The organism is Arthrobacter sp. 01T428 (assembly GCF_056398685.1).
Genome location: NZ_JBFTPW010000012.1, coordinates 36,615 through 58,450 on the forward strand (window position 1 = coordinate 36,615; position 21,836 = coordinate 58,450).

The following is a 21,836-nucleotide window of genomic DNA, read 5'->3' on the forward strand; positions in this document are numbered from 1 at the left end:
GGGCCGGTGCCATGGCTGTGCTGAACCTCCGGTCCCTGGCCGGTGGCCGTATCCTGAGGGGCAGCCAGCCATTTGGCATGGACACCGCGGCGACGGCCGCGTTCCTGGAACGTCATGGCATCCAGGCCGTCGTGGATCTCCGGAGCGCGTACGAGCGCGCCATCGTGCCCTGGCAACTTGCCAACGGCGCGGTGGAGCTCGTGGAGAACCCCCTCGATCCGCGTACCGCTTCTGCTGGGCTCCAATCGATCCACACGGCCGAAGACCTTGGCGAGCTGTACCTTGGGTGGGTTCGCGCCCGCCCGGATTGGGTGGCCGAATCGCTGCGTCCCGCGGCCCAAGGCAAGCGGACGCTCATCCACTGCTCGCTCGGCAAGGATCGCACCGGCGTCGTATCCGCTCTGGCGCTCCTCGCGACGGGCGCTGACCGCGCGGCCGTCGTGGCGGACTACGCCGCAAGCACCGCGGCCCTCCCCACAATGCTGGAAACCATGTCAGCAGCTTGGCGGCTGGCTGTCCCCGAGGTTCCGGAGGAGGCATTCAGTCCCTCGCTCATGCTGCTGCAATCCCCCGAAGCCGCGATGGAATACTTCCTGGACCGTTTCGGGCACGAGTTCGGCGACGCGGCGGATTACTTGCGCGTCGCAGGCCTCAGCGGTTCCGAGCTGGACGGACTGCGGCGCAGGTAGGGAGGCACCGTCAGTAGAACACCACCCGCGAGCCGGCCCGGGGCAGCGGAAACAGCTCGTTCTCCAGGTCCTCAATGATCGGATTGTAGATAAAGGGATTCCACTGCGGGCTCGCATGGGCGGGGCGGGCGCCGTCGGTCCTGCGGCCCGTGGACGCGATGTTGAGGGGGAATGCCTTGGCCCACGCGGCCCGGGCGGTTTCGTAGTTCACGGTGTCATCGTTCGGGTTTCCGATAAAGGCCATGCGGGTGTCTCCCAGCCCGTCGACAAACCGTGTGCCGTCAAAGTGGTAGATGTAGTCCGATTCGCTCTGGATCAGCACGCTCGACGGCGCGATCGGCGAGAGCTGCTCCAAGGTTTGGTCCCAGATCTGCCCCCATGTGCGTTCGTGCTTGTTCACCACGCGCTCGCCCAGCTCATAGCCGCCGCGGAGGACTGACGGAACTTGGAAGCCGCTCTCGTACAAGAACACGACGCCGTCGAACCAGCTTTGGTCGAGGATGTCGTACTTACTGAACGGCGAGGAATCCAACAGGATCAGCTTGACGCTGACGTTGCGTTCACGCAGGCGTGCGGCCACCTCAGTGGCCAACATCCCGCCGAAACTGTGGCCGTAGAAATACAGGGTGTTCAGCTTGCGCTCATTGATATAGGCGAGCACAGCGTCCACCACATCAGTGACTTCCATCCCCAGGTTGGAGTATCCGACGGCGGCCATCTGGCCGCGCTGCCGGAGCGAACCGCGGATCGAGTTGAGGATCCATTGGGCCTCTTCCCAGCTCGTCTTATAGCCGGGAAAGAGGATCCAACTCGAGTTGGGGTAGTACGACTCCGCGAAATCGTCCCCTACCGGGAGGATCTTGGTGGTGCGGCGTTCCGCCTGGACCTGGCGGGTGAACAGCATGTCCGCTGCGAGGGCCGTGGAAGCACCGGCTCCAATCAGGAAGGAACGGCGGGAAAAGCTCTTCAGCTCGGCGGCTTGGCGGAGCACCCGGGCAAGGGAGCCCGGGTCCTGCCAGCGCTGCTGCCTCCGAGGGAATTTCCCCGCCCGATAGTTCACGCAGCCAGCTTAGGCGCTTCGGCGGACGGGCACACGGTCCCCTCAAACCCGCCCGGCCTTGGCAGAGTTAGTCGAGTCCCAGCTCGTCCTTGCCGAAGGCGAAGAGGTACGGCACGCCGGTTTCGGCCTCGATCTTTTCCTTGGCGCCCGTGTTGCGGTCCACGATGACGGCCACGGCCACCACGTTGCCACCGGCCTTGCGGACGCCCTCGACGGCGGTCAGTGCCGAGCCGCCGGTGGTGGAGGTGTCCTCGAGAACCACGACGTTCCGGCCTTCCACCGAGGGACCCTCAACCTGGCGGCCCATGCCGTAGGACTTCTGGGCCTTGCGCACCACGAAAGCGTCAACCGCGCGGCCGGCGTCGGCCGCGGCGTGCATCACGGCGGTCCCGACCGGGTCCGCACCCATCGTCAGGCCACCGGCGCACTCAACGGCGATTCCGGCGTCGTCGATCATGGAGAGCATCACCTGGCCAACAAGCTTCGAAGCCTCGTGGTGGAGGGTGATGCGCCGCAAGTCGATGTAGTAGTCCGCCTCGGCACCACTGGAAAGGATCACCTTGCCGCGGACAACCGCCAGTTCTTTGATCAATTCAAGGAGGCGGGCACGGGCAGCGGCAGTGTCAACAGCGGGAGTCATGGTGCCCATTCTACGTAAAGCCGTTCGACGCAAGGGAATGGCGAGCGTCATGCACTGTCCACGGCGCCGGCACGTCACCCGCCGTAACCTGTGAAATATCTGCGCGGGAGGCGGTGTTCCCGCACATATGACAACAATCGGAATCATCGGTGCAGGACACATTGGCAGCCAAGTCGCCCGCAAAGCAGTCGAGCTTGGCTATGACGTAGTGATCAGCAACTCGCGGGGACCGGAAACCCTGGCGGAACTGGTGGCGGAGCTTGGCGAACATGCCCGGGCCGCAACACCGGCCGAGGCAGCAGCGGCGGGCGATTTCGCCGTCGTGACCGTTCCGCTCAGGAGCTACCAGGACATTCCCGTGGAACCGCTCGCGGGCAAGATTGTGATCGACACGAACAACTACTACTGGGAGCGGGACGGCCGCATCCCGGAGCTCGACAAGGGCGAGGCCACCACGTCGGGCCTGCTGCAGAAGCACCTGCCCACGTCCAAGGTGGCCAAGGGCTTCAACCACATCATGGCGAAGGAGATCGGCACTGACGGCTCCCCGTCAGGCGCCGAGAACCGCCGCGCATTGGCCACCGCCAGCGACTACCCCGAGGCGGCGGAACTCGTGGCGAAGCTCTACGACGAGTTCGGTTTCGACACCGTCAACATCGGCCCGCTCGATGAGAGCTGGCGCGTGGAGCGTGACCGCCCGGCCTACGTGGTGCGGCAGAACGCTGCCGAACTCAAGGACAACCTGGCGAAGGCACCGCGCACCATCTGAGCAACCTCTAAACAACACAGCAGCCGCTTGCCTCCTAAAGGCAAGCGGCTGCTGTGTTTAGGCGTGGACGCCCGGTCAGGATGCAGAAGCGGGATCGACGACGGCGAACCCCGCCAAGGCGGCTGCCTTGCGGACATAAGCCAAGTTGGACGCCGTCCGTTCCTCCAAGGGAAGCTCGGTGGAAAAGTCCTCCAGCGTGACCCAGGAGTCGTAGCCGACGTCAGCGAGCGCCCGGAAGTAGGCGAGGACACTCGCCTGGCCCTCGGCAAGAGGGGCCCATTCGTTGACCCACACGGCCGCACCCGAATCGTCTTTCGAGTCGGTTCGGACCCAGCGGGCGTTCTTCACATGGACATGTGCCAAATAGGGGCCGAGGAGCTGGAGTGCTGGCAAGGGTGATTCCCAGCCTTCGATCAGCAGATTGCCGAGGTCGTGGATAACGCCGACATGCCGCGGATCCAGGCCTTCCAACAAATCGACGGGCCGAGGAGGCCGACGCCGTCACGGTTCCATGGTGCAGTTCCACGAGGGCTTTGACGCCGTGGTGTGCTGCACGGGAAGCAACCCACTCGTAGTGTTCCCGGGTGGCGGCAAAGAGTTCCGGGTAGGGCAGGCCTGTGGGTTCGGGGCCGCCCATGTTCGAGTTGCCCAGCGGCAGCACGTTCACCCGGACCTGCCTGGCACCCAAGGCCGCTGTCGCCGCGAGGACCCGATCGACGTCGTCGTGGTTGTCGCAGCGGGCGTAGCCGCCGAGGCCGGAGAATTCCAACCCTGAATCGGCGGTGAGCCGGGCAATCTCCGGGATCGAATCTTCCAGGCCCGTCATGGGCCAGGTGGCACGGTTCCCTGCCCAGAAGCCCGGTTCTGCTGCCTCTGCCTGGTCCGTGACCCGCCATTCGATGCCGTCCCACCCTTGGGCGGCGAGCTTGGTGGCGGCTTCCTGCGGCGACCATTCGGGCGTGGATGCGGTGAAGACGGAGAACTTCATGCCGATACCTCCTCGCGGGCGTCCGGGTGGGAAGCGGCCCCGCCGGTACGGACCTCCACGTTGTTGTACTTGCCCGCTATGACATCGTCGATCAGCACCGGCTGGCCCAGGGTTGCCGAGACATACAGGGCGCGCACCGTGGCCAAGGCGGTCACGGCGTCCCGGACGGTAACGCCCGCGGGGCGTCCTTCCCGGATCGCCGCGACGATGTCGCGGTACTGCCGGACATGTCCAGCCGGGTACACCGTGGGATCCAGTGCTTCGACGGTGTCGTCAGGGTATTTGGCGAGCTCGACGGCGGCCTGGTTCCCGCCGCCGAGGATGCCCATCGCACTGCTCTCCGAAGGATCGGCGGCGTCTGATGCGTGGAAGTACGCGAGGTCGTCGTTGTCGATCACTGCGGAACCCTTGCTGCCCATCACCTGGAGGCGGACCGTCAAGCCAGGGTACGCCGCCGTCGTCGCGTGCAGCACGGCAAGGGCCCCGGACTCGAAGGTGACGGTAGCTACGGCGGTGTCCTCCACTTCAACAACTTCGTGGGCGAGAAGGGCGGTCTTGGCGCTGATCTCAAGGGGCCGGCCGAGGAACCACAAGAGCAGGTCCACGGTGTGCACGCCCTGGTTCATGATGGCGCCTCCGCCGTCCATGGCCCAGGTTCCGCGCCATGCGCCCGAATCGTAGTAGCCCTGGCTCCGCCACCAGCTGACCGAGGCGACGGCCGAGGTCAGCGTACCGAAGCGTCCGGCTCGGCGGGCCTCGTCCACCACCCGGCTGGCCGGATCGAAGCGGTGCTGGCTGATCACCGTGGCCACCAAGCCCTTGGCCTCGGCAGCTTTGGCCGCGGCCAGGATTTCGTCCGCCTTGACCAAGTCAACGTCAAGGGGCTTTTCGATCACCACGTGCTTGCCGGCGTCGAGCGCTTCCAGCGCTTGCTGGATATGCAGCCCGCTGGGCGTCGAGACGATGACCAGGTCCACGGGTACAGCGGCGAGCGCCTCGGCGAGAGTCGGGAAGACTGCCGGCCTCGGGTCGCCCTGGGCTTCGATCTTGGTGGCGAGCGCCTCGGAAGCCTCGGAAACCACATCCACAAGGGCCGTGATGACGATCTCCGGGAATTCGCGGACCGCGGCCGAGTGGGTGCGGCCGATCACGCCGCACCCTACGATTGCGGCCCGGATCTCCGCGCCGGAAGCGTTTGAGGCCTCGCTCACTTCGTCTCCACTCCTGCTTCATTGAGGACTTTCGCGAATGCCCTCGCTGCGATCCCGAACGCCGTCGGGCCGGAGAAACCGCCCAGTCCGTGGGCGCCGGCCAAGTGCGGCTCGAGGCTCGCGAAACCCGTGTACCCGTCGGCCTTCAAGGCCTCGACAGTGCGGAGCACATCGCCGTCGCCCTCGCCCGCCGGGACCACGTGGGCGTTCGAGAACAAGGCATCCTTCACCTGCAGGTACTCAAGGTGCGGGCGGAGCTTGGCGTAGCCGTCCTCGAAAGGCTTGACGCCCACCTGGACGAAATTCGCGGCATCCCAAGCCACTTTCAGCGCGGGAGAGGCCACGGTTTCGATGATGTCCAGGACCCGTTCGGGGATGTCGCCGTAGATGTCCTTCTCGTTCTCGTGCAGAAGAACGACGCCGGACTCTTCCGCCACGTCCGCGAGGGCACGCATGCGTTCGATGACCGCCTCCCGGATGCTCTCCACCGCCACGTCCTCGCCGTAGTAGAAGGAGAAGATCCGGATGTAGCGGGATTCCAGGACCTGTGCCGCGTTGACTGCCCGGCGGAGCCTTTCCACCTCGTGCTCGACGGGGAGGGAAACATCCACTTTCCCGATCGGCGAGGCGATCGCGGAAACCTTCATGTCCGCGGCATCCAGCAAGGACTTCAATTCACGAAGCTGTGCGTCGTCCAGATCCACGATGTTGGTGCCCCAGGCGCTGCGGACCTCAATGTGCTTGGCTCCCAATGCCTGCATCACGGCAATCTGGATCTTGGGGTCGTCGTCGATCTCGTCGCCGAAGCCCGAGAGCTCCCATTCAACAGCTGGCGTGCTCATAGTTACTTGACTCCTCCGGCGGTCAGGCCGCCCACTAGGTAACGCTGGAAAATCAGGTACAGGATGACCACCGGGGCAGCACACACAAGTGAAGCTGCCATCATCTGGCCGTAGAAGGGAATCGCGCCGCCTTCCTGCGAGGCGCCGAAGACCTGGAGCGCGACGGCGGCGGTCTGGCTTTCCGGCCGCGTCATGACTGAGGCGAACAGGACGTCGTTCCAGCCGAGCAGGAAGGCGAAAATGCCGGAAACGACGACGCCGGGCCAGCTCAGCGGGAGGATGATCCGCACCAGCACGCCCAGGTTGCTGGCACCGTCGATCCTTGCCGCTTCTTCGAGTTCGCGCGGCAGGCCGCGCAGATAGGTGACCATCACCCAGGTGGAGAACGGCATCGCGAACGTCAAATAGGTGATGAACAAGCCCCACTGCGTGCCGATGACCTGGATGCCCAGATAGGTGGCGGACGAAGAGAACAGGACGAAGACCGGAAGGACCATGAGGGTGCCGGGAACCGACTGGAGTCCTAGCAGCCCGCGAAGGATCGTCAAGCGGCCGCGGAACTGGTAGCGGACCAGGACGTAGGCGGTGGCGATCGACATGAGCGCGGAGACAACGGCGGTGGAACCGGCCACAAGCACGCTGTTGGCCAAGCCGGTGGCCAGTCCAACGCTCGTCCAGATGGTCGAGTAGTTCTCAAAGGAGAAACTGGACGGGAAGAACTCGCCCCTGGCCACGCCGATGTCCGAGTTCACGGACGCGAGGAAGATGTACGCCACCGGAATCAGCACCAGGGCACACAACAGAGTCAGGATGATGGCGAGCATCGGCCCTGGCATGAGCCGGGTGACTTCATGCTGGCGCTTGGAGCCCGGACGGAAGTCCTCGTTCGATTTGCGTCCGACGGCGGTAGTTGCGGTGCTCACTTTTTGCCTCCGGGTGTTTCGGCGTCGTCGAGTTTGACGGCACGCAGATAGACGAACAAGGGAATCGCGATCAGGATCAGCGAGATGAACGCCATGGCCGCGCTGAGCCCGAACCGGAAGCTCTGGAAGCTGGTGACGTAGGTGAGGATCGGGAGCAGTTCCACATCGGACGGAGCAGGTACCCCGAACAGGACGAACGGCAAGGTGAAGTTGTTGATGTGGTGCAGCATGCCGATCAGGAATGCCAAGGAGAGCGGACCCTTCAGGTAAGGGAACACCACGTAGCGGAGCTTGTTCCACCACAGGGCGCCGTCAAGGGCCGAGGCCTCGTGGACCTCATGGTCCACGGACTGGAGCCCGGACAAAGCCAGCAGGTAGACAAACGGCCACGACGCCCAGATCTGGACAAGGATGAGCGTCCAATACGACTGGGGACCGTTGAGCCACAGTCCGGGGTCGATGCCCACCGAATGCAGCATGGAGTCGATGACGCTGCCCGGCTGGAACATGGTCCGCCACACCGTCGCCACCACGAAGGAAGGGAGGACGTAGGGGATTAGGAAGATGGAACGGATCACTGCCCGGCCCTTGAACGCGTTCTGGGTGGCGACTGCCCCGGCGATGCCGAGCGGGATAGTGACCACCATGGCGAGCAAGGAGTAGCTGACGCTGAGCCAGATGGCGTGCAGCAAAGGCGATGCGGTCAGCGCTTCGACGAAGTTCTGGACTCCGATGAACGGAGCGCTGACCCACTTGCGCAGCGAATACTGGTCCAGGTCCAGCCCCGACATGAAGATTCCGAGCAGGAGCGGCACCACGATGATGATTGTCATCAGCAGGCCGCCTGGAATCAGCATCCACAAGGGGCGGTTGCGTTCGCTCAGCCCCTTGCGACGCCGGGAAGTGTCATTCGGTGACTGCGGGTCCGGCTTGGCAGCGCGGGACGACTTGCGGCGCGTGGACTTGCCCGCAGTCAGTGAATCGGTGGACATGTCAGTTCCTACTTACTTCGATGCCCGGTCAAGTGAGGCCTGGCCCTTGGTTTGTGCGTCCTTGAGGCGCGTCTGGAGGCTCGAATCGTCCACGGACCCCTTGGAGAGATCAGGGATCGACTGGACCACTACGTTGACGAGGGCCAACTGGATGTCGCCCCAAGCGCCGGTGAAGGGCGTTGCCTTGGACTTGGCGGCGGTATCGGCAACCGGTTGGAGTATCGGGTTATTCAGAGACTTCAGCGCCTCGGCATTGGCGGGCAGATCTCCGAAGATCTTCTGGTAGTTCAGCTGCTCGTCCTTGGACGTGATGAGGTTGATGTAAGCGAAGGCCAGGTCCTTTTGCTTCGAGTAATCGGCGACAACCACGTTGTCACCGGAGAGGATGCTCGCCGCATTCGCGGCGTCGCCCTGCGGAGACGTCTGGCCCGGGGCCGTCGTCGGCATGGCCGTGTAAGCGTACTTACCGGCGACAGCGGACTTCTCAAGCGTCGGGACGGAACTCGAGGTCGTCATCATCAGATAACCGGCCTTGCCACTCGCAAATGCCGCCAGGGCGTTGCTGTTACTCCAGCCAACAGACGCCGGATCGACAACTTTGTCTTTGGTGAGCCATCCGAAGTACGTTTCGTAAGCCTTCTTGACCGTCGGGTCGTCGAGCTTGAGAGTCTTGCCGTCCACGAGCGGGTTGCCTGCCTGGACGGACATGGCCCAGATGAATTTCCACGGATCAAAGTTGTCCTTGTACCCGGTAGCGAGCCCAAAAGTTCCGGTGGCCGGGTTGGTCATCTTCTTGGCCTGGGCTGCGAGCTCGTCCCAGCTGGTGGCGGGCTTATCGATCCCCGCCGCCTTCAGGATGTCCTTGTTGTAGGCCATCACGAACGGCCGGCTGACGAACGGAATCCCCGCTTGGTGCTGGGCGTCCGGGCCGGAGATGCCCAGAGCTGCCTGGTTGAACCGGTCCTTACCGCCCACCTTCTTCCAGTCGTCATCGGACAAGGTCACAAAGGCCTTGGTTGCATAGGCCGTGGGCGTGAAGGTGGTGCCGAGGCTATAGACGTCCGGGCCTTGACCCGACACCACGGAGGTCTGGATCCGTGTGAGTTCGTCATTTCCCGACGCGAACGTTTCGAATTCGACGTCGGCGCCGGTCTGTGCCTTGAACTTGGCGGCAATATCCGTGAACCACTGCTTCTGCTGTGCCGGATAGTTTGCGTTGGAGTTGACCAGGACGCTCAGCTTCTTGCCCTTTCCGTCAACGGGTCCGGCGCTCCCCCCGGAGCTGCTGGTGCCGCCTCCGCAAGCGGTCAAAGCTAGGGCGGCTGTTACGACAACAGCGGCAAATTTGGCGGACGATGCAAACTTCATTGTTTTCCTCCCTGGAGACCCGATGGCCTCATTGGCGTGGTGCGCGTCACATCGGGTGATTTCTCCGAGTCTAGGGAAGCGCAACAGCGATGACAAGCGATTGCCAAAAATTGTCATCGGTGCTGCAATTGTGGGACAAGTCACTCGTTGAAGAGCGGCTGCGGCAGATGAGGAACACCTAGGCGATGGCAGAACTCCAGCTCCAGTCACCAGGCAGGCAGCCCACTATCCGCGATGTCGCGGAGCTTGCGGGAGTGGCAACATCAACAGTCTCGAGGGCCCTGAGCAATCCCGGCCGAGTGAACCGGGTAACGCGCGAGCGGATCGAAGAAGCGGCCGCGCAACTGAATTACATTCCAAGCTCCCAGGCCCGCGGGCTCAGCTCCGGACGCACCCAGACAGTTGCCGTCCTGGTTCCGGACATCACCAATCCGTTCTACTTCGACATCATCCGTGGGGCGCAGCACCAGTTGAAGGCCGCCGGCTACACGCAATTGCTCGTAGACACCGAGGAATCAGCGGAGATGGAAGCAGATGCCCTGCAGAAAATGCGCCGCTCGGCAGACGGATTCATTCTTGCCGCGTCCCGCCTGACGGATGCGCAGCTGGCCGAGGCGGCGGCACAGCAGCCTTTGGTCACCATCAACCGGGCTCCGGCCATCGCACCCACCGTGGTGATCGATACGCCGTCGGCCATCATCCAGGCGCTGGAACATCTGGTCTCGCTGGGGCACACACGTATTTGCTTTGTAGGAGGCCCGGCCACGTCCTGGTCCAATGCCAAGCGGTGGCAGGCATTCCAGGACGAAACCACCGAGCGGAAGCTGACCACGTTCAGCGTGGGGCCGTTCGCGCCCAAGACCACCTCCGGAGCGGCCGCAGCGGACGCCGCAGTGCACACTGGGGCCACTGCGTGCATCGTCTTCAACGACCTGCTGGCCATCGGAATGCTGCAGCGCCTGCGCGAACGCGGTATTCGGGTGCCCGATGACATGAGCATTGTGGGCTGCGACGACATCTTCGGAGCCGATTTCTGCAACCCTCCCCTGACCACCATGGCGTCGCCCATTGAACAGGCCGGGCGAGTGGCCGTCTCCATGCTGTTGTCCAGGCTCAATCCCCAATATGGCGGCACCAGCCGGCGCCTGGCGGTCATGCCCACGCACCTCACGGTCCGGGCATCGACGGGCACCGCGCCGTCGTAATCCCCACCGACGCTCGCTCACTTATAGTGCGTTTTGGCGCGACCCTCGCTCACATCATCTGAGCGAGCGTTCCTCGATTGGCGCCCATATCTGAGCGAGCGATCGTCGAAGTAGCTCAGGGGGTGGTGACAAACAGCCCGGACACACGACGGCGGAGCCCCTCCCAGGACGCTCGCTCACTTATAGTGCGTTTTGGCGCGACCCTCGCTCACATCATCTGAGCGAGCGTTCCTCGATTGGCGGACTTGAGGTGACACAGTTGAGTGTTTCAAGTACTGGTTACTAGTGTTGGGGACATGCGCACACTCCAGGCCACGATCATTGCGGAAATGGGCGTCCAGCCCCGGATCGACCCTGCCGAGGAGGTCCGCAAACGCGTCACGTTCCTGAAGGAATACCTCAAGGCCACACACACCAAGGGCTTTGTCCTCGGCATTTCCGGCGGACTCGACTCTTCCCTTGCCGGCCGGCTTGCCCAGCTGGCCGTCCAAGAGCTTGAGGCCGAGGGCGTCGAGGCGAACTTCGTGGCCGTCCGGCTCCCTTACGGCACCCAGCACGATGAGGACGACGCCCAGGCCGCGCTCGACTTCATCCAGGCCAAGACCGAATGGACATTCAACATCTCGCGCGCAGTGGACGGTTTCGAGGATGAGTTCGAAAAGACCACGGGCGCGCGCATCTCGGATTTCCACAAGGGAAACACGAAGGCCCGGGCCCGCATGACCGCCCAGTACGCCCTCGCCGGCGAGCACAACTACCTGGTGATCGGCACGGACCATGGAGCCGAATCCGTCACCGGGTTCTTCACCAAGTTCGGCGACGGCGGCGCGGACATCCTGCCGCTCTTCGGCCTCAACAAACGGCAGAACCGTGCACTCCTCGCCGAGCTGGGCGCCCCGTCCCGCATTTGGGACAAGGTCCCCACGGCCGACCTCCTGGACGGCACGCCCGGCCGCACCGACGAGGACGAGCTCGGCATCAAGTACGACCAGATCGACGACTACCTCGAAGGCCGGGACGTCTCCGACGAGGTCGCGGAGACCATCGAACAGAAGTACCTGCGCACGCGGCACAAGCGCACCGTTCCGGTCACGATTTTCGACACGTGGTGGAAATAGCAATCGCCTGAACCGGCGCGCCGCCGTCACGCCGAGCGACTTTTTGCAGCGCACGACGGCGGTCTGCCGCGCCGTAGCGGGGGGCGCCGCCGTCGTCATTCCACAAAAGCCTGCCCTGCGTGACGGGACGCACCACCGCACGGCTGCCTCTTCCAAACCCTTGGATGTCCTAGTATATTGCAGGTGAGGCGGATCACACGGGCAGCCCCTTCCCGGTCCGCGTTTACCCATTCCACGCAGGGCGAAAGGCAGACAATGACAGTCACCGACGACTTCCGTGCAGCCCGCGACCGGCTCCTTGAGCTGCGCACCGACTACTCCCGCGCACACAGCGAATTCCAGTGGCCCCGCTTCAGCGAGTTCAACTTCGCCCTCGACTGGTTCGACCAGATCGCAGCCAATCCCGCCATGGCCAACAACCCTGCGCTCGTCATCGTCGAGCAGGACGGCAGCTCCACCCGCCGCAGCTTCGCCGAGCTCTCCGCACGGTCCTCGCAGCTCGCCAACTGGCTCCAAGCCAAGGGCGTCCGTCGGGGAGACCGCATGATCATCATGCTCGGCAACCAGGTGGAACTGTGGGAACTCATGCTCGCCGGGATCAAACTCGGCGCGGTCCTGATCCCCACCACCACGCTCATGGGCCCACGCGACATCGCGGATCGCGTGGAACGCGGCGGCGCCCGCTGGGCCGCCGTCGGAAGCGCCAATATCGCCAAGTTCGCCGAGGTCCCGGGCGATTACACCCTCATTGAAGTGGGCGACGGCCAGACCCCCGGTGCCCTTCAGTATGTCGAATCGGGTTCCGCAGAGACGACGTTCGTCCCGGACGCCCCCACCGTCGCCGACGAAACCATGCTCCTCTACTTCACCTCGGGCACTACGTCGCGGGCGAAGCTGGTGGAGCACACCCACACCTCGTATCCGGTCGGGCACCTCTCCACAATGTATTGGATCGGCCTGGAGCCTGGAGACGTCCACCTCAACGTGGCGTCCCCCGGTTGGGCCAAGCACGCGTGGTCCAACGTTTTCACGCCCTGGATCGCCGAGGCCTGCGTCTTCGTCTACAACTACGACCGCTTCGATGCCAAGGCCCTCATGGAACAGATGGGCCGCGAAGGAGTCACGAGTTTCTGCGCCCCGCCCACAGTATGGCGCATGCTCATCCAGGCCGACCTGACCCTGCTCAAAACCCCGCCCACCAAGGTGGTTTCAGCGGGCGAACCGCTCAACGCCGAGGTGATCGGGCAGGTGGAGAGGGCCTGGGGCCAAACCATCCGCGACGGCTTCGGCCAGACAGAGTCAACAGTCCAGGTCGCGAACACTCCGGGGCAGCCGGTCAAGACAGGCTCCATGGGACGGCCGCTGCCGGGCTACGACGTGGTGCTCGTTGACCCTGCCACTGGCGAAGAGGCCGACGACGGCGAGCTGTGCTTGCGCCTGGACCCCCGCCCCGTGGGGCTCATGAAGTCCTACTTCGGCGACCCGGAAAAGACGGCCGAGGCCTTCCGCTACGGTTATTACCACACGGGCGACATGGCCAGCCGGGACGGGAACGGCGTCATTACCTACGTGGGCCGCGGGGACGATGTCTTCAAGTCATCGGACTACCGCTTGTCCCCTTTCGAACTCGAAAGCGTCCTGATCGAACACCCCGCGGTGGCGGAGGCCGCCGTCGTGCCCTCTCCGGATCCGGTGAAGCTTTCGGTGCCCAAAGCGTTCGTGGTGCTCGCCGCCGGCTACGAGCCCGGCCCGGCTGTGGCGGAGGACATCCTCAGATACTGCCGGCAGCATTTGGCGCCATTCAAGCGCATCCGGCGGCTCGAATTCGGCGAACTGCCCAAGACGATTTCCGGCAAGATCAGGCGCGTCGAACTTCGGGGCACGGAGGTGGCCCGCCATGGCGATGGTCCGCTGCCGGCCGGCCTGGGTGTGGAGTACACCGAGGACGAGTTCCCGAGTCTGAAAGAATAGGCAGCCAAGCAATGTCAGGAGGTACCGTGGGCAGCCCACTCCCCCGCGACCCCATCGCCGACGCCCAGCGAAACTGGGAACGCCACGGCTGGGGCGACGTCGCCGCGCCCATGGCGGCCATCACCGCGATCATGCGCACGCAGCAGATCCTGTTGGCGCGGATCGAGGGGGTCTTGAAACCATTCGGCCTGACCTTCGCGCGCTACGAGCTCCTGGCGCTACTGAGTTTCGCCCGCAGCGGCGCGTTGCCCATGAACAAGGCCAGCGCGCTGCTCCAGGTGCATCCGACGTCGGTGACCAACGCCGTCGACCGTCTGGAAAAGGCAGCCCTCGTGGTCCGCTCCCCGCACCCCACTGACGGGCGCACCACGCTGATCGAGCTCACCGCGGAGGGCCGCACCCTCGCGAAGCGCGCGACGACGGCACTCAACAACGAGGTGTTCGGCCAGTCCGGTTTCGGGGACGAAGACGTCGAGCACCTGATCCGCGTACTGGGAGACTTCCGCAAGGCGGCGGGCGACTTCACGGACTGAACCCCGCCGGCGTAGGCCCACCACCTCTTGACCACATTGCGAGATTCATATATCAAATAGTGAGACTCACACGTAGCATTGTGGCCATGAGCTCAGCCGTGGAACCCTTTGTCGACGTCGAATGGTTATCTCAAAACGGTCGCCGCGTGGTACTGGCCGATGTGCGCTGGTACCTCGACGGGCGCTCGGGCCGGGCGGCGTACGACGGCGGGCACATCCCCGGTGCCGTTTTTGTCGACCTGGATCGATGGCTCTCGGCTGAGGGATCGCCTCTCAAGGGAAGAAACCCGCTCCCCCCGCCGGAAGATTTTGCCCTTGGGATGCGGGAAGTGGGAATCAGCGACGACGACATCGTGGTGGCATACGACGACGCCGGCGGAGTCATCGCCGCACGCTTGGTTTGGATGCTGCGCGCCACAGGCCACAGCTCCGCTCTGCTGGATGGCGGGTTGGCGAACTATGAAGGGCCCTTGGAAACCGAACATCCTTCGAGGCCCGCAGGTGATTTCACCGCACAACCGTGGCCCAGGAACCGCCTGGCGGAGATCCACGAGCTCTCGATCGAATCAAACCTCGCCGTGGACGCACGCAACCGCGACCGATTCGAGGGCAGGCAGGACCCCATCGATCCAAGGCCCGGGCATGTGCCCGGCGCGCGGAACGTCCCGTGCAGGGAGAACCTGGACCCCAACGGGAAACTGCGCAGCAAGGCCGATTTGCTGCGCATCTTCGCTACGGCGGGCATCACATCGGCCGAGAACGTGATCAGCTATTGCGGGTCCGGAGTAACGGCTTGCCACAATCTTTTAGCCCTGGAGCACGCCGGCCTCGGACAAGGGCGGCTCTTCACCGGAGGGTGGTCCCAATACGGCCACGCGCTCGAATACCCGGTCGAGCTCGGGACTAGCGGTGCTTGAACTCCGGCTGGCGCTTCTCGGTGAACGCCGCCATGCCTTCTTTTTGGTCCTCGGTGGCAAACAATGAGTGGAAGATCCGGCGCTCGAACAGGACACCCTGGGAGAGGCCGGTTTCGAAGGCTGCGTTGACGGCTTCCTTGGCCACCATGGCAACCGGTTTGGACTTGGACGCGATCACTTTGGCGGCCTCCAGGGCCTCCTCCACCACGGATGCGGCCGGCACGACGCGGGAAACGAGTCCCGCCCGCTCGGCTTCATTGGCGTCCATGAACCGCCCGGTGAGGATCATGTCCATCGCTTTGGCCTTGCCCACGGCATGGGTCAACCGTTGCGAGCCGCCCATGCCCGGAATGACGCCGAGGTTGATTTCCGGCTGGCCGAACTTGGCGTTGTCCCCGGCAATGATGAAATCGCACATCATGGCAAGTTCGCAGCCCCCGCCGAGGGCGAAACCGGACACCGCGGCAATCACGGGAATGCGCAGGCGCGTGAGGTTTTCCCAGGCGCGGAACCAGTCGGCGGCGTACATTTCCATGTACCCCTTGGATGCCATCTCCTTGATGTCGGCGCCGGCCGCGAAGGCCTTCTCCGAGCCGGTGATCACCACGGCGCCCACCCCGGGATCCGCATCCATGTCCGACACGGCGGCCACGATCTCATTCATGGTGGCCTGGTTCAACGCGTTGAGCGCCTTCGGCCGGTTCAGGGTCACCAGGCCTACCCGTCCACGGAGTTCCACCAGGATGTTTTCGTACTGCTGCGCCAAGCCGTGCCCCTTTTGTCGGTTGCTCAGTTGTGTCGGTTGCCCACGTTGTGGACCCCCGGAAATGACCTACCCGCCAAGGCTACTTGGCGGACTTGTCCCGGATGTCCGTGATGATGCCGGAGAAGTCGCGCCCGGCTCCGCCTTCGGCGGCGAAAGCGTCGTAAATCCTCGAGGCGAGGTGTCCCATTTGCCCGTCCACTCCGGTGCTCTCAAGCGCGTTGACCGCGAGCCGCAGGTCCTTGGCCATGAGCGCTCCGGCGAATCCGGGCTGGTAGTCGCGGTTGGCCGGGCTCGTGGGAACCGGTCCGGGAACCGGGCAGTTAGTGGTCAGCGCCCAGCACTGCCCCGAGGCGTTGGAGGCGACGTCGAACAACGCCTGGTGAGTGAGGCCCAGCTTCTCGCCCAGCACGAACGCCTCGCTGACGGCAATCATGGAAACGCCCAGGATCATGTTGTTGCAGACTTTGGCGGCCTGCCCGGCTCCGTGGTCGCCGCAGTGCACGATCCTCCGGCCCATGAGTTCCAGGATCGGCTTCACCGTTTCGAAGTCCTCGGGCAGTGCCCCCACCATGAAGGTCAGGGTCCCGGCTTCGGCACCCACCACGCCTCCGGAAACCGGCGCGTCCACGGAGCGGTGGCCAGCCTCCAGCGCAATGGCTGCTGCCTCGCGGGCCTCGTCTACGTTGATCGTGGAGCAGTCGAGGAACAGCGTGTCCGGCGCAGCTACCGAGAGCAGGCCCGGTGCTCCGTCCACTCCCCGGTAGGCGTCCAGGACGTGCTTGCCGCTGGGCAACATGGTCAGGACAACGGAGGCCCCCGCGACCGCTTCCGGGGCGGAATCCACCGTGGCAATACCGTGTTCACGGGCCGCCTCGAGTGCTGCCGGCACGGGATCGTACGCGACGACGTGATGCCCTGCTTTGACAAGGTTCACGGCCATCGGGCCGCCCATGTGGCCAAGGCCGAGGAAAGCGATGGTGCCGGAAACTGCGTCAGACATGGTCGGACTCCTTTGAATGAAGTTTGAGTTCACGATCGCCGAGCGGCGCGAAGAAGCCCTCGACGGCGGCCGGCGACACCTCCGCCAGGGAAGCCGGCTTCCACTGCGGGTTGCGGTCCTTGTCCACCACCTGGGCACGGATCCCCTCGCGAAAATCAGGCCCGGCCAGGCACCGCACGCCAACGCGGTATTCCTGCTCCAAGGCCTCGTCGAGGGAGAGCCCCTTGACCCGCCGCAGCGATTCCAGGGTGACTTTCACGGCTGTAGGCGACTTTGCCCCGATCGTCTCGGCGGCTGAAGCGGCTTCCCCGCCGGCGTTGCGCAGCCTCGCGACGATTTCCTCGGCGTCATCCGAAGCGTAGGCGTCGTCGATCCACTTGCGCTGGCCGGACAGCGCCGAGGCCGGCGGTTCCTGCGCGAAACGCCCGACGGCGGCCTCCGCCGTCGAGCTTTCCAGCGCTTCCGCGAGCGCGGGCAGGCTTTCGGACGGGACGAAGTGGTCCGCGAGCCCCAGGAACAAGGCGTCAGCTCCGCTTAAATGGGCACCCGTGAGGGCGGCGTGGGTACCGGACTCCCCCGGCGAGCGGGAGAGCAGAAGGGTCCCGCCGACGTCGGGCACAAAACCAATGGTGGTTTCCGGCATGCCCGTGCGGGTCCTCTCTGTGACCACACGGACTGAGCCATGGGCCGATATCCCGACCCCGCCGCCGAGGACCAGTCCATCCATGAAGGCCACGTAGGGCTTCGGGTACCGGGCAATGAGTGAGTTCAAGCGGTATTCCGCAGCCCAGAAATCCGCGGTCCGGTCTCCGCGGCGCAGGATGTCGTCGTAGATCGCCACGATGTCCCCACCCGCGCATAGTCCGCGGTCCCCGGCGCCGTGCACCAGAACGGTCTTGACGGCGTCGTCCTCCGCCCACGCGGTGAGCTGCTCCAGCATGGCGTGCACCATGCCGGCGGTGAGGGCGTTGACGGCCTGTGGCCGGTTCAGGGTGATGACGCCGAGGTGGCCGCGCTTCTCGAACAGGACCTCGGCCATCAGCTGCCGGCCGGCATCACGAAGCTGGCGCCCTGGCGGATGCCGGAGGGCCAACGGGTGGTGACCGTCTTGGTCTTGGTGTAGAAGCGGAACGCGTCCGCGCCGTGCTGGTTGAGGTCGCCGAAGCCCGAGGCCTTCCATCCGCCGAACGTGTAGTACGCAATCGGGACGGGAATGGGAACGTTGATGCCCACCATGCCCACTTCGACGCGGCTCGCGAAGTCGCGGGCAGCGTCGCCGTCGCGGGTGAAGATCGCGACGCCGTTGCCGAACTCATGCTCGGAGCAGAGCCGCAGCGCTTCTTCGTAGTCAGCTGCGCGGAGGACGCTCAGGACCGGGCCGAAGATCTCCTCCTTGTAGATGGACATGTCCTTCGTGACGTTGTCGAAGAGGGTGGGGCCCACCCAGAAACCTCCGGCGTAGCCGTCCACCTTCAGGTCGCGCCCATCGGTGACGAGCGTGGCACCCTGGTCGACGCCGGCCTGGATGTACCCCTCGATACGGTGTTTCGCCGAGGCGGCCACGACAGGTCCGAAGTCCGAATCCGCAGCCAGGCTGGGGCCCACCTTCAGGCCCTTGATGCGGTCCTGCAGCTTCGAGACGAGCTGGTCCGCCGTCTCCTGGCCAACCGGCACGGCCACCGAAATCGCCATACAACGCTCGCCGGCGGAACCGAAGCCGGCACCGATGAGGGCATCCGCTGCCATGTCAAGATCGGCGTCGGGCATGATCACCATGTGGTTCTTGGCGCCGCCGAAACACTGGGCGCGCTTCCCGTGGGCCGCTGCCGTGGCGTAAATGTACTGGGCAATCGGCGTGGATCCAACGAAGCCGATAGCCTTCACCCGCGGATCCTCGAGGAGGGTATCCACGGCTTCCTTGTCGCCGTTGATGACGTTGAAGACGCCGTCCGGCAACCCCGCCTCGGTGAAAAGTTCCGCCAGGCGCAGCGGCACCGAAGGGTCGCGCTCCGAAGGCTTGAGGATGAAGGCGTTGCCGGCCGCCAGCGCCGGGCCGGACTTCCAGAGCGGAATCATGGCCGGGAAGTTGAAAGGCGTGATGCCCGCGACGACGCCGAGCGGCTGGCGCAGCGAGTGGACGTCGATGCCGGTGCCGGCGTTGTCCGAGAATTCGCCCTTGAGCAGGTGCGGTGCCCCGGCGGCGAACTCCACCACCTCGATGCCGCGCTGGATATCACCCTTGGCGTCGGGGAAGGTCTTGCCGTGCTCGGACGAAAGGAGCGTGGCGAGTTCGTCCATGTGCTCGTTGACCAAGTCCACGAACTTCAGCAGGATCCGGCCGCGGCGCTGCGGGTTCATGGCGCCCCATTCGAGCTGGCCTTTCTCCGCGCTCGCAATGGCGTTCCTGACCTCATCAGCACTTGCCAGGGGAAGCCGAGCCTGGACCTCGCCGGTACAAGGATTGTAGACATCGCCAAAGCGCGTGGAGGTGCCATCGACCCTCTGGCCGTCAATGTAGTGGGAAAGTTCGCGCACCATGGAATGCTCCTTTGCATAGGGGGAATGCCCGCCATCGGCCTCGAAAGCGCAAGTCCAACTGCGCTCCCGGACGTCTTTGATCCCGAATATACTCGGACTTCCTACTAATTTCTAGAGGACGTCAGCTCGTGCCCAGGTGGCCTGGCTCAACGAGGAAGCGCGCCGTAGGCATCCAGGGCCTCCCGCCGCGAGGCCTTAAGGTCCACCACCGGCTCCGGATAGTCCGCCGTGGACAGCTCAGGGATCCACTGGCCAACGTATCTGCCGTCGGGATCGAATTTCGCTGCCTGGGTCTCCGGATTGAAGATCCTGAAGAAAGGCGAGGCGTCCGCGCCGGAACCGGCTACCCACTGCCAGTTCGCAGGATTGGACGCAGGATCGGCATCCACCAAGGTGTCCCAGAACCATTGCTCGCCCACTTGCCAATGGATGCCCAGGTTCTTCACCAGGAGGCTGGCGGAAACCATGCGGACCCGGTTGTGCATCCATCCCGTGTGCCACAATTGCCGCTGGCCGGCGTCCACCATGGGGAACCCGGTGCGGCCCTCCTGCCATGCGCGAAGGAGGTCGGCGGCCTCCGTGACTTCTCCAAGCGGGCCTGCACCCTGACCACCCGGCCAAGCCCACGGGTAGTGGTCGAAACCGGGCCGCAAATTGGCCGTTGCCAGGTCCGGATGATGGAAGTATTGGTGCCAGCAGAATTCACGCCAACCGAGTTCCGAGGCGAAAACTGCCGCACCGTCGCCCGGTTCCCGGCGCCGGCCCTGCTGGGCATGCCACACCTCGAACGGGCTGAGCTGTCCCCACCGCAAGAAGGGCGACAACCGGCTGCTGCCCGGCAGGTCCGGCCGGTCCCGGTTCACCGAATAGTCCGCCAGCCCGTGCTCCACGAAGTCATCAAGAAACTCATGTGCCTGGGCCGAACCCGGCTGCCAGCTTTCGGACAATCCGGCCGACCAGTCTGGGTTGCGGGGCAACAATCCCCAAGAGTCCAATTCCTCGGATTCAGGCAGCTGGGCGGAGAATCCCCGGCCCGGTTCCGGAGCCTCCAACGGATCACGGAAATCCAGCCCGGACACGGTCCGCCAAAAGGGCGTGAAGACCTTGAACGGCCCCCCTTGCTTCGTGGTGACGGCCCACGGTTCATGCAGCAACGATGCCTGGAAACTCTCCGAGTGCATTCCGGACTCGCGCGCCCAGGCCTTGATGCCGGCGTCGAGCGTTCGCTCTGCCTCGCCGTAACGGCGGTTCCAGTACAGCGATCCGGAACCCATCGCCGTCGCGGTCTGCCGGACGATCTCCGCCGCCCGTCCGCGGCGCAGCAAGAGCGGCACGCCCAGGGCGGCGAGGTCTTCGCGAAGGGCAAGCAGGGAATGATGCAGCCACCATCGGGAGGCTCCGCCAAGCGGCCTGATGCCCGGCGATTCCTCGTCGAGTACATAGAGCGCGACGGCGGCGCCGTCCTCGGCTGCCGCCCGCAGCGCCGGGTTGTCCGTGGCCCGGAGGTCGTCCCGGAACCACACGATCGACGGCTTCACTATTTCCCCTCGGATTTCGCGCAAAGGCCATGCCCCCTAGGACGAATCCTAAGGGGCATGATCTGTGTTGAGATTTACTTAGGCATCAGGACGGAGTCAACCAGGTACACCGTGGCGTTGGCAGTGTGGACGCCGCCGCAGATCACGGCGGAACCTCCGTCAACCTTGAGTGCGTCCTTGGTTCCCGTAACGGTCACGGAGTCGCCCTCAACCGTCTTGTGGGTTCCCACGATCTGGTCCGGGGTCAGCTGGCCGGGGATGACGTGGTAGGTGAGGATCTTGCTCAGTGTAGCGTCGTCGGTCTTGAGGCCGTCGATGGTGGCGGCGGGGATCTTGGCGAAAGCGCTGTCCACGGGAGCGAAGACAGTGAACTGGCTGCCATTAAGCGTGTCCACCAGGTTGACCTTGGGGTTCAGCTTGCCGGACACAGCGGCCGTCAGGGTCTTGAGCAACGGGTTGTTGGAAGCGGCCACGGCTACGGGGTCGAGCGCCATGCCGGCAACGGAACCTGCACCGCTGGGAACCTGGGAGGCGTAAGCTGCACAGCCCGGGCCAACCAGGTCTTTGCTCGGGTCCATCGCGGCACTTGCCGACGCTGAGGGGGTCGCTGCCATGGTGGACGACGGGCTCGGAGCCCCCGATGAGGGTGAAGCCGTGGTAGCGGAGCCGCCACATGCAGTGAGGCCCAGCAGGGCGGAAGCGGCGAGGCCGGCGATCGCAAAAGACGTGCGCTTTGTAGCAAGCATGACATTTCTCCTTCAAACGGAC

General features: G+C 64.6%; 20 protein-coding genes and 1 pseudogene. 7 read left to right on the forward strand and 14 right to left on the reverse strand.

Features of this window, described 5'->3' with window-relative positions; translation table 11 throughout:
• Window positions 1-11 precede the first annotated feature (11 nt).
• On the forward strand, window positions 12-689 hold the full coding sequence (locus AC1DJB_RS14395) for a tyrosine-protein phosphatase (RefSeq protein WP_059388501.1): 678 nt from the start codon (window positions 12-14) through the stop codon (window positions 687-689).
• Window positions 690-699: 10 nt separating this feature from the next.
• Here AC1DJB_RS14395 and AC1DJB_RS14400 read toward each other — a convergent pair whose 3' ends face one another.
• Window positions 700-1,749 (reverse strand): thioesterase domain-containing protein, encoded by a 1,050-nt coding sequence (locus AC1DJB_RS14400; RefSeq protein ID WP_441433182.1) that lies wholly within the window; start codon window positions 1,747-1,749, stop codon window positions 700-702.
• Window positions 1,750-1,816: 67 nt separating this feature from the next.
• On the reverse strand, window positions 1,817-2,389 hold the full coding sequence (gene pyrE / locus AC1DJB_RS14405; RefSeq protein WP_268023778.1) for an orotate phosphoribosyltransferase: 573 nt from the start codon (window positions 2,387-2,389) through the stop codon (window positions 1,817-1,819).
• Window positions 2,390-2,516: 127 nt separating this feature from the next.
• Between pyrE and AC1DJB_RS14410 the strand changes: the two genes are divergently transcribed.
• Window positions 2,517-3,158, forward strand: coding sequence for an NADPH-dependent F420 reductase (locus tag AC1DJB_RS14410; RefSeq protein ID WP_284988624.1), 642 nt, complete (start codon window positions 2,517-2,519; stop codon window positions 3,156-3,158).
• A 75-nt stretch (window positions 3,159-3,233) separates the two neighbouring features.
• Here the strand turns inward: AC1DJB_RS14410 and AC1DJB_RS14415 are convergent.
• The 6 genes and pseudogenes from AC1DJB_RS14415 to AC1DJB_RS14440 form a co-directional block, all read right to left on the reverse strand.
• Window positions 3,234-4,146, reverse strand: a pseudogene (locus tag AC1DJB_RS14415) (sugar phosphate isomerase/epimerase family protein).
• Window positions 4,143-5,357, reverse strand: a complete 1,215-nt coding sequence (locus tag AC1DJB_RS14420) for a Gfo/Idh/MocA family protein (RefSeq protein WP_441433180.1) — start codon at window positions 5,355-5,357, stop codon at window positions 4,143-4,145. Before AC1DJB_RS14420 ends, AC1DJB_RS14415 begins: the two are co-directional and overlap by 4 nt.
• Window positions 5,354-6,199, reverse strand: coding sequence for a sugar phosphate isomerase/epimerase family protein (locus AC1DJB_RS14425; protein WP_284988621.1), 846 nt, complete (start codon window positions 6,197-6,199; stop codon window positions 5,354-5,356). Before AC1DJB_RS14425 ends, AC1DJB_RS14420 begins: the two co-directional genes overlap by 4 nt.
• A gap of 2 nt (window positions 6,200-6,201) precedes the next feature.
• Window positions 6,202-7,035 (reverse strand): carbohydrate ABC transporter permease, encoded by an 834-nt coding sequence (locus tag AC1DJB_RS14430; protein ID WP_307052942.1) that lies wholly within the window; start codon window positions 7,033-7,035, stop codon window positions 6,202-6,204.
• An 83-nt stretch (window positions 7,036-7,118) separates the two neighbouring features.
• Window positions 7,119-8,114, reverse strand: a complete 996-nt coding sequence (locus AC1DJB_RS14435; protein ID WP_332602486.1) for a carbohydrate ABC transporter permease — start codon at window positions 8,112-8,114, stop codon at window positions 7,119-7,121.
• 12 nt (window positions 8,115-8,126) lie between these two features.
• Window positions 8,127-9,482, reverse strand: a complete 1,356-nt coding sequence (locus AC1DJB_RS14440) for an ABC transporter substrate-binding protein (RefSeq protein ID WP_441433179.1) — start codon at window positions 9,480-9,482, stop codon at window positions 8,127-8,129.
• Window positions 9,483-9,667: 185 nt separating this feature from the next.
• Here AC1DJB_RS14440 and AC1DJB_RS14445 point away from each other — a divergent pair, with 185 nt between their 5' ends.
• From AC1DJB_RS14445 to AC1DJB_RS14465, 5 genes are all read left to right on the forward strand, one after another.
• The gene (locus AC1DJB_RS14445) at window positions 9,668-10,687 is read left to right on the forward strand and encodes a LacI family DNA-binding transcriptional regulator (RefSeq protein WP_441433178.1); all 1,020 of its coding nucleotides are present in this window, start codon (window positions 9,668-9,670) and stop codon (window positions 10,685-10,687) included.
• A 296-nt stretch (window positions 10,688-10,983) separates the two neighbouring features.
• The gene (nadE, locus tag AC1DJB_RS14450) at window positions 10,984-11,805 is read left to right on the forward strand and encodes an ammonia-dependent NAD(+) synthetase (protein WP_059388495.1); all 822 of its coding nucleotides are present in this window, start codon (window positions 10,984-10,986) and stop codon (window positions 11,803-11,805) included.
• Between the two features lie 255 nt (window positions 11,806-12,060).
• Entirely contained in the window at window positions 12,061-13,776 is a 1,716-nt protein-coding gene (locus AC1DJB_RS14455; RefSeq protein WP_476910550.1) for an AMP-binding protein, read from the forward strand.
• A gap of 26 nt (window positions 13,777-13,802) precedes the next feature.
• Window positions 13,803-14,309, forward strand: a complete 507-nt coding sequence (locus AC1DJB_RS14460) for a MarR family winged helix-turn-helix transcriptional regulator (RefSeq protein ID WP_306964104.1) — start codon at window positions 13,803-13,805, stop codon at window positions 14,307-14,309.
• Between the two features lie 86 nt (window positions 14,310-14,395).
• Window positions 14,396-15,226 (forward strand): sulfurtransferase, encoded by an 831-nt coding sequence (locus AC1DJB_RS14465; RefSeq protein ID WP_441433177.1) that lies wholly within the window; start codon window positions 14,396-14,398, stop codon window positions 15,224-15,226.
• Here AC1DJB_RS14465 and AC1DJB_RS14470 read toward each other — a convergent pair.
• From AC1DJB_RS14470 to AC1DJB_RS14495, 6 genes are all read right to left on the reverse strand, one after another.
• The gene (locus tag AC1DJB_RS14470; RefSeq protein ID WP_307052885.1) at window positions 15,213-15,992 is read right to left on the reverse strand and encodes an enoyl-CoA hydratase; all 780 of its coding nucleotides are present in this window, start codon (window positions 15,990-15,992) and stop codon (window positions 15,213-15,215) included. The two genes, AC1DJB_RS14465 and AC1DJB_RS14470, sit on opposite strands and share 14 nt — an antisense overlap.
• A 79-nt stretch (window positions 15,993-16,071) precedes the next feature.
• Entirely contained in the window at window positions 16,072-16,992 is a 921-nt protein-coding gene (mmsB, locus tag AC1DJB_RS14475; protein ID WP_284764097.1) for a 3-hydroxyisobutyrate dehydrogenase, read from the reverse strand.
• Window positions 16,985-18,031, reverse strand: a complete 1,047-nt coding sequence (locus AC1DJB_RS14480) for an enoyl-CoA hydratase/isomerase family protein (RefSeq protein ID WP_306964096.1) — start codon at window positions 18,029-18,031, stop codon at window positions 16,985-16,987. Before AC1DJB_RS14480 ends, mmsB begins: the two co-directional genes overlap by 8 nt.
• Complete coding sequence (locus AC1DJB_RS14485) at window positions 18,031-19,530, reverse strand: CoA-acylating methylmalonate-semialdehyde dehydrogenase (protein ID WP_284991241.1); 1,500 nt, start codon at window positions 19,528-19,530, stop codon at window positions 18,031-18,033. The genes AC1DJB_RS14480 and AC1DJB_RS14485 overlap by 1 nt, the downstream gene beginning before the upstream one ends.
• A 146-nt stretch (window positions 19,531-19,676) precedes the next feature.
• Entirely contained in the window at window positions 19,677-21,068 is a 1,392-nt protein-coding gene (locus tag AC1DJB_RS14490; RefSeq protein ID WP_441437769.1) for a cryptochrome/photolyase family protein, read from the reverse strand.
• Window positions 21,069-21,142: 74 nt separating this feature from the next.
• The gene (locus AC1DJB_RS14495) at window positions 21,143-21,814 is read right to left on the reverse strand and encodes a fasciclin domain-containing protein (RefSeq protein WP_441433175.1); all 672 of its coding nucleotides are present in this window, start codon (window positions 21,812-21,814) and stop codon (window positions 21,143-21,145) included.
• Window positions 21,815-21,836 lie beyond the last annotated feature (22 nt).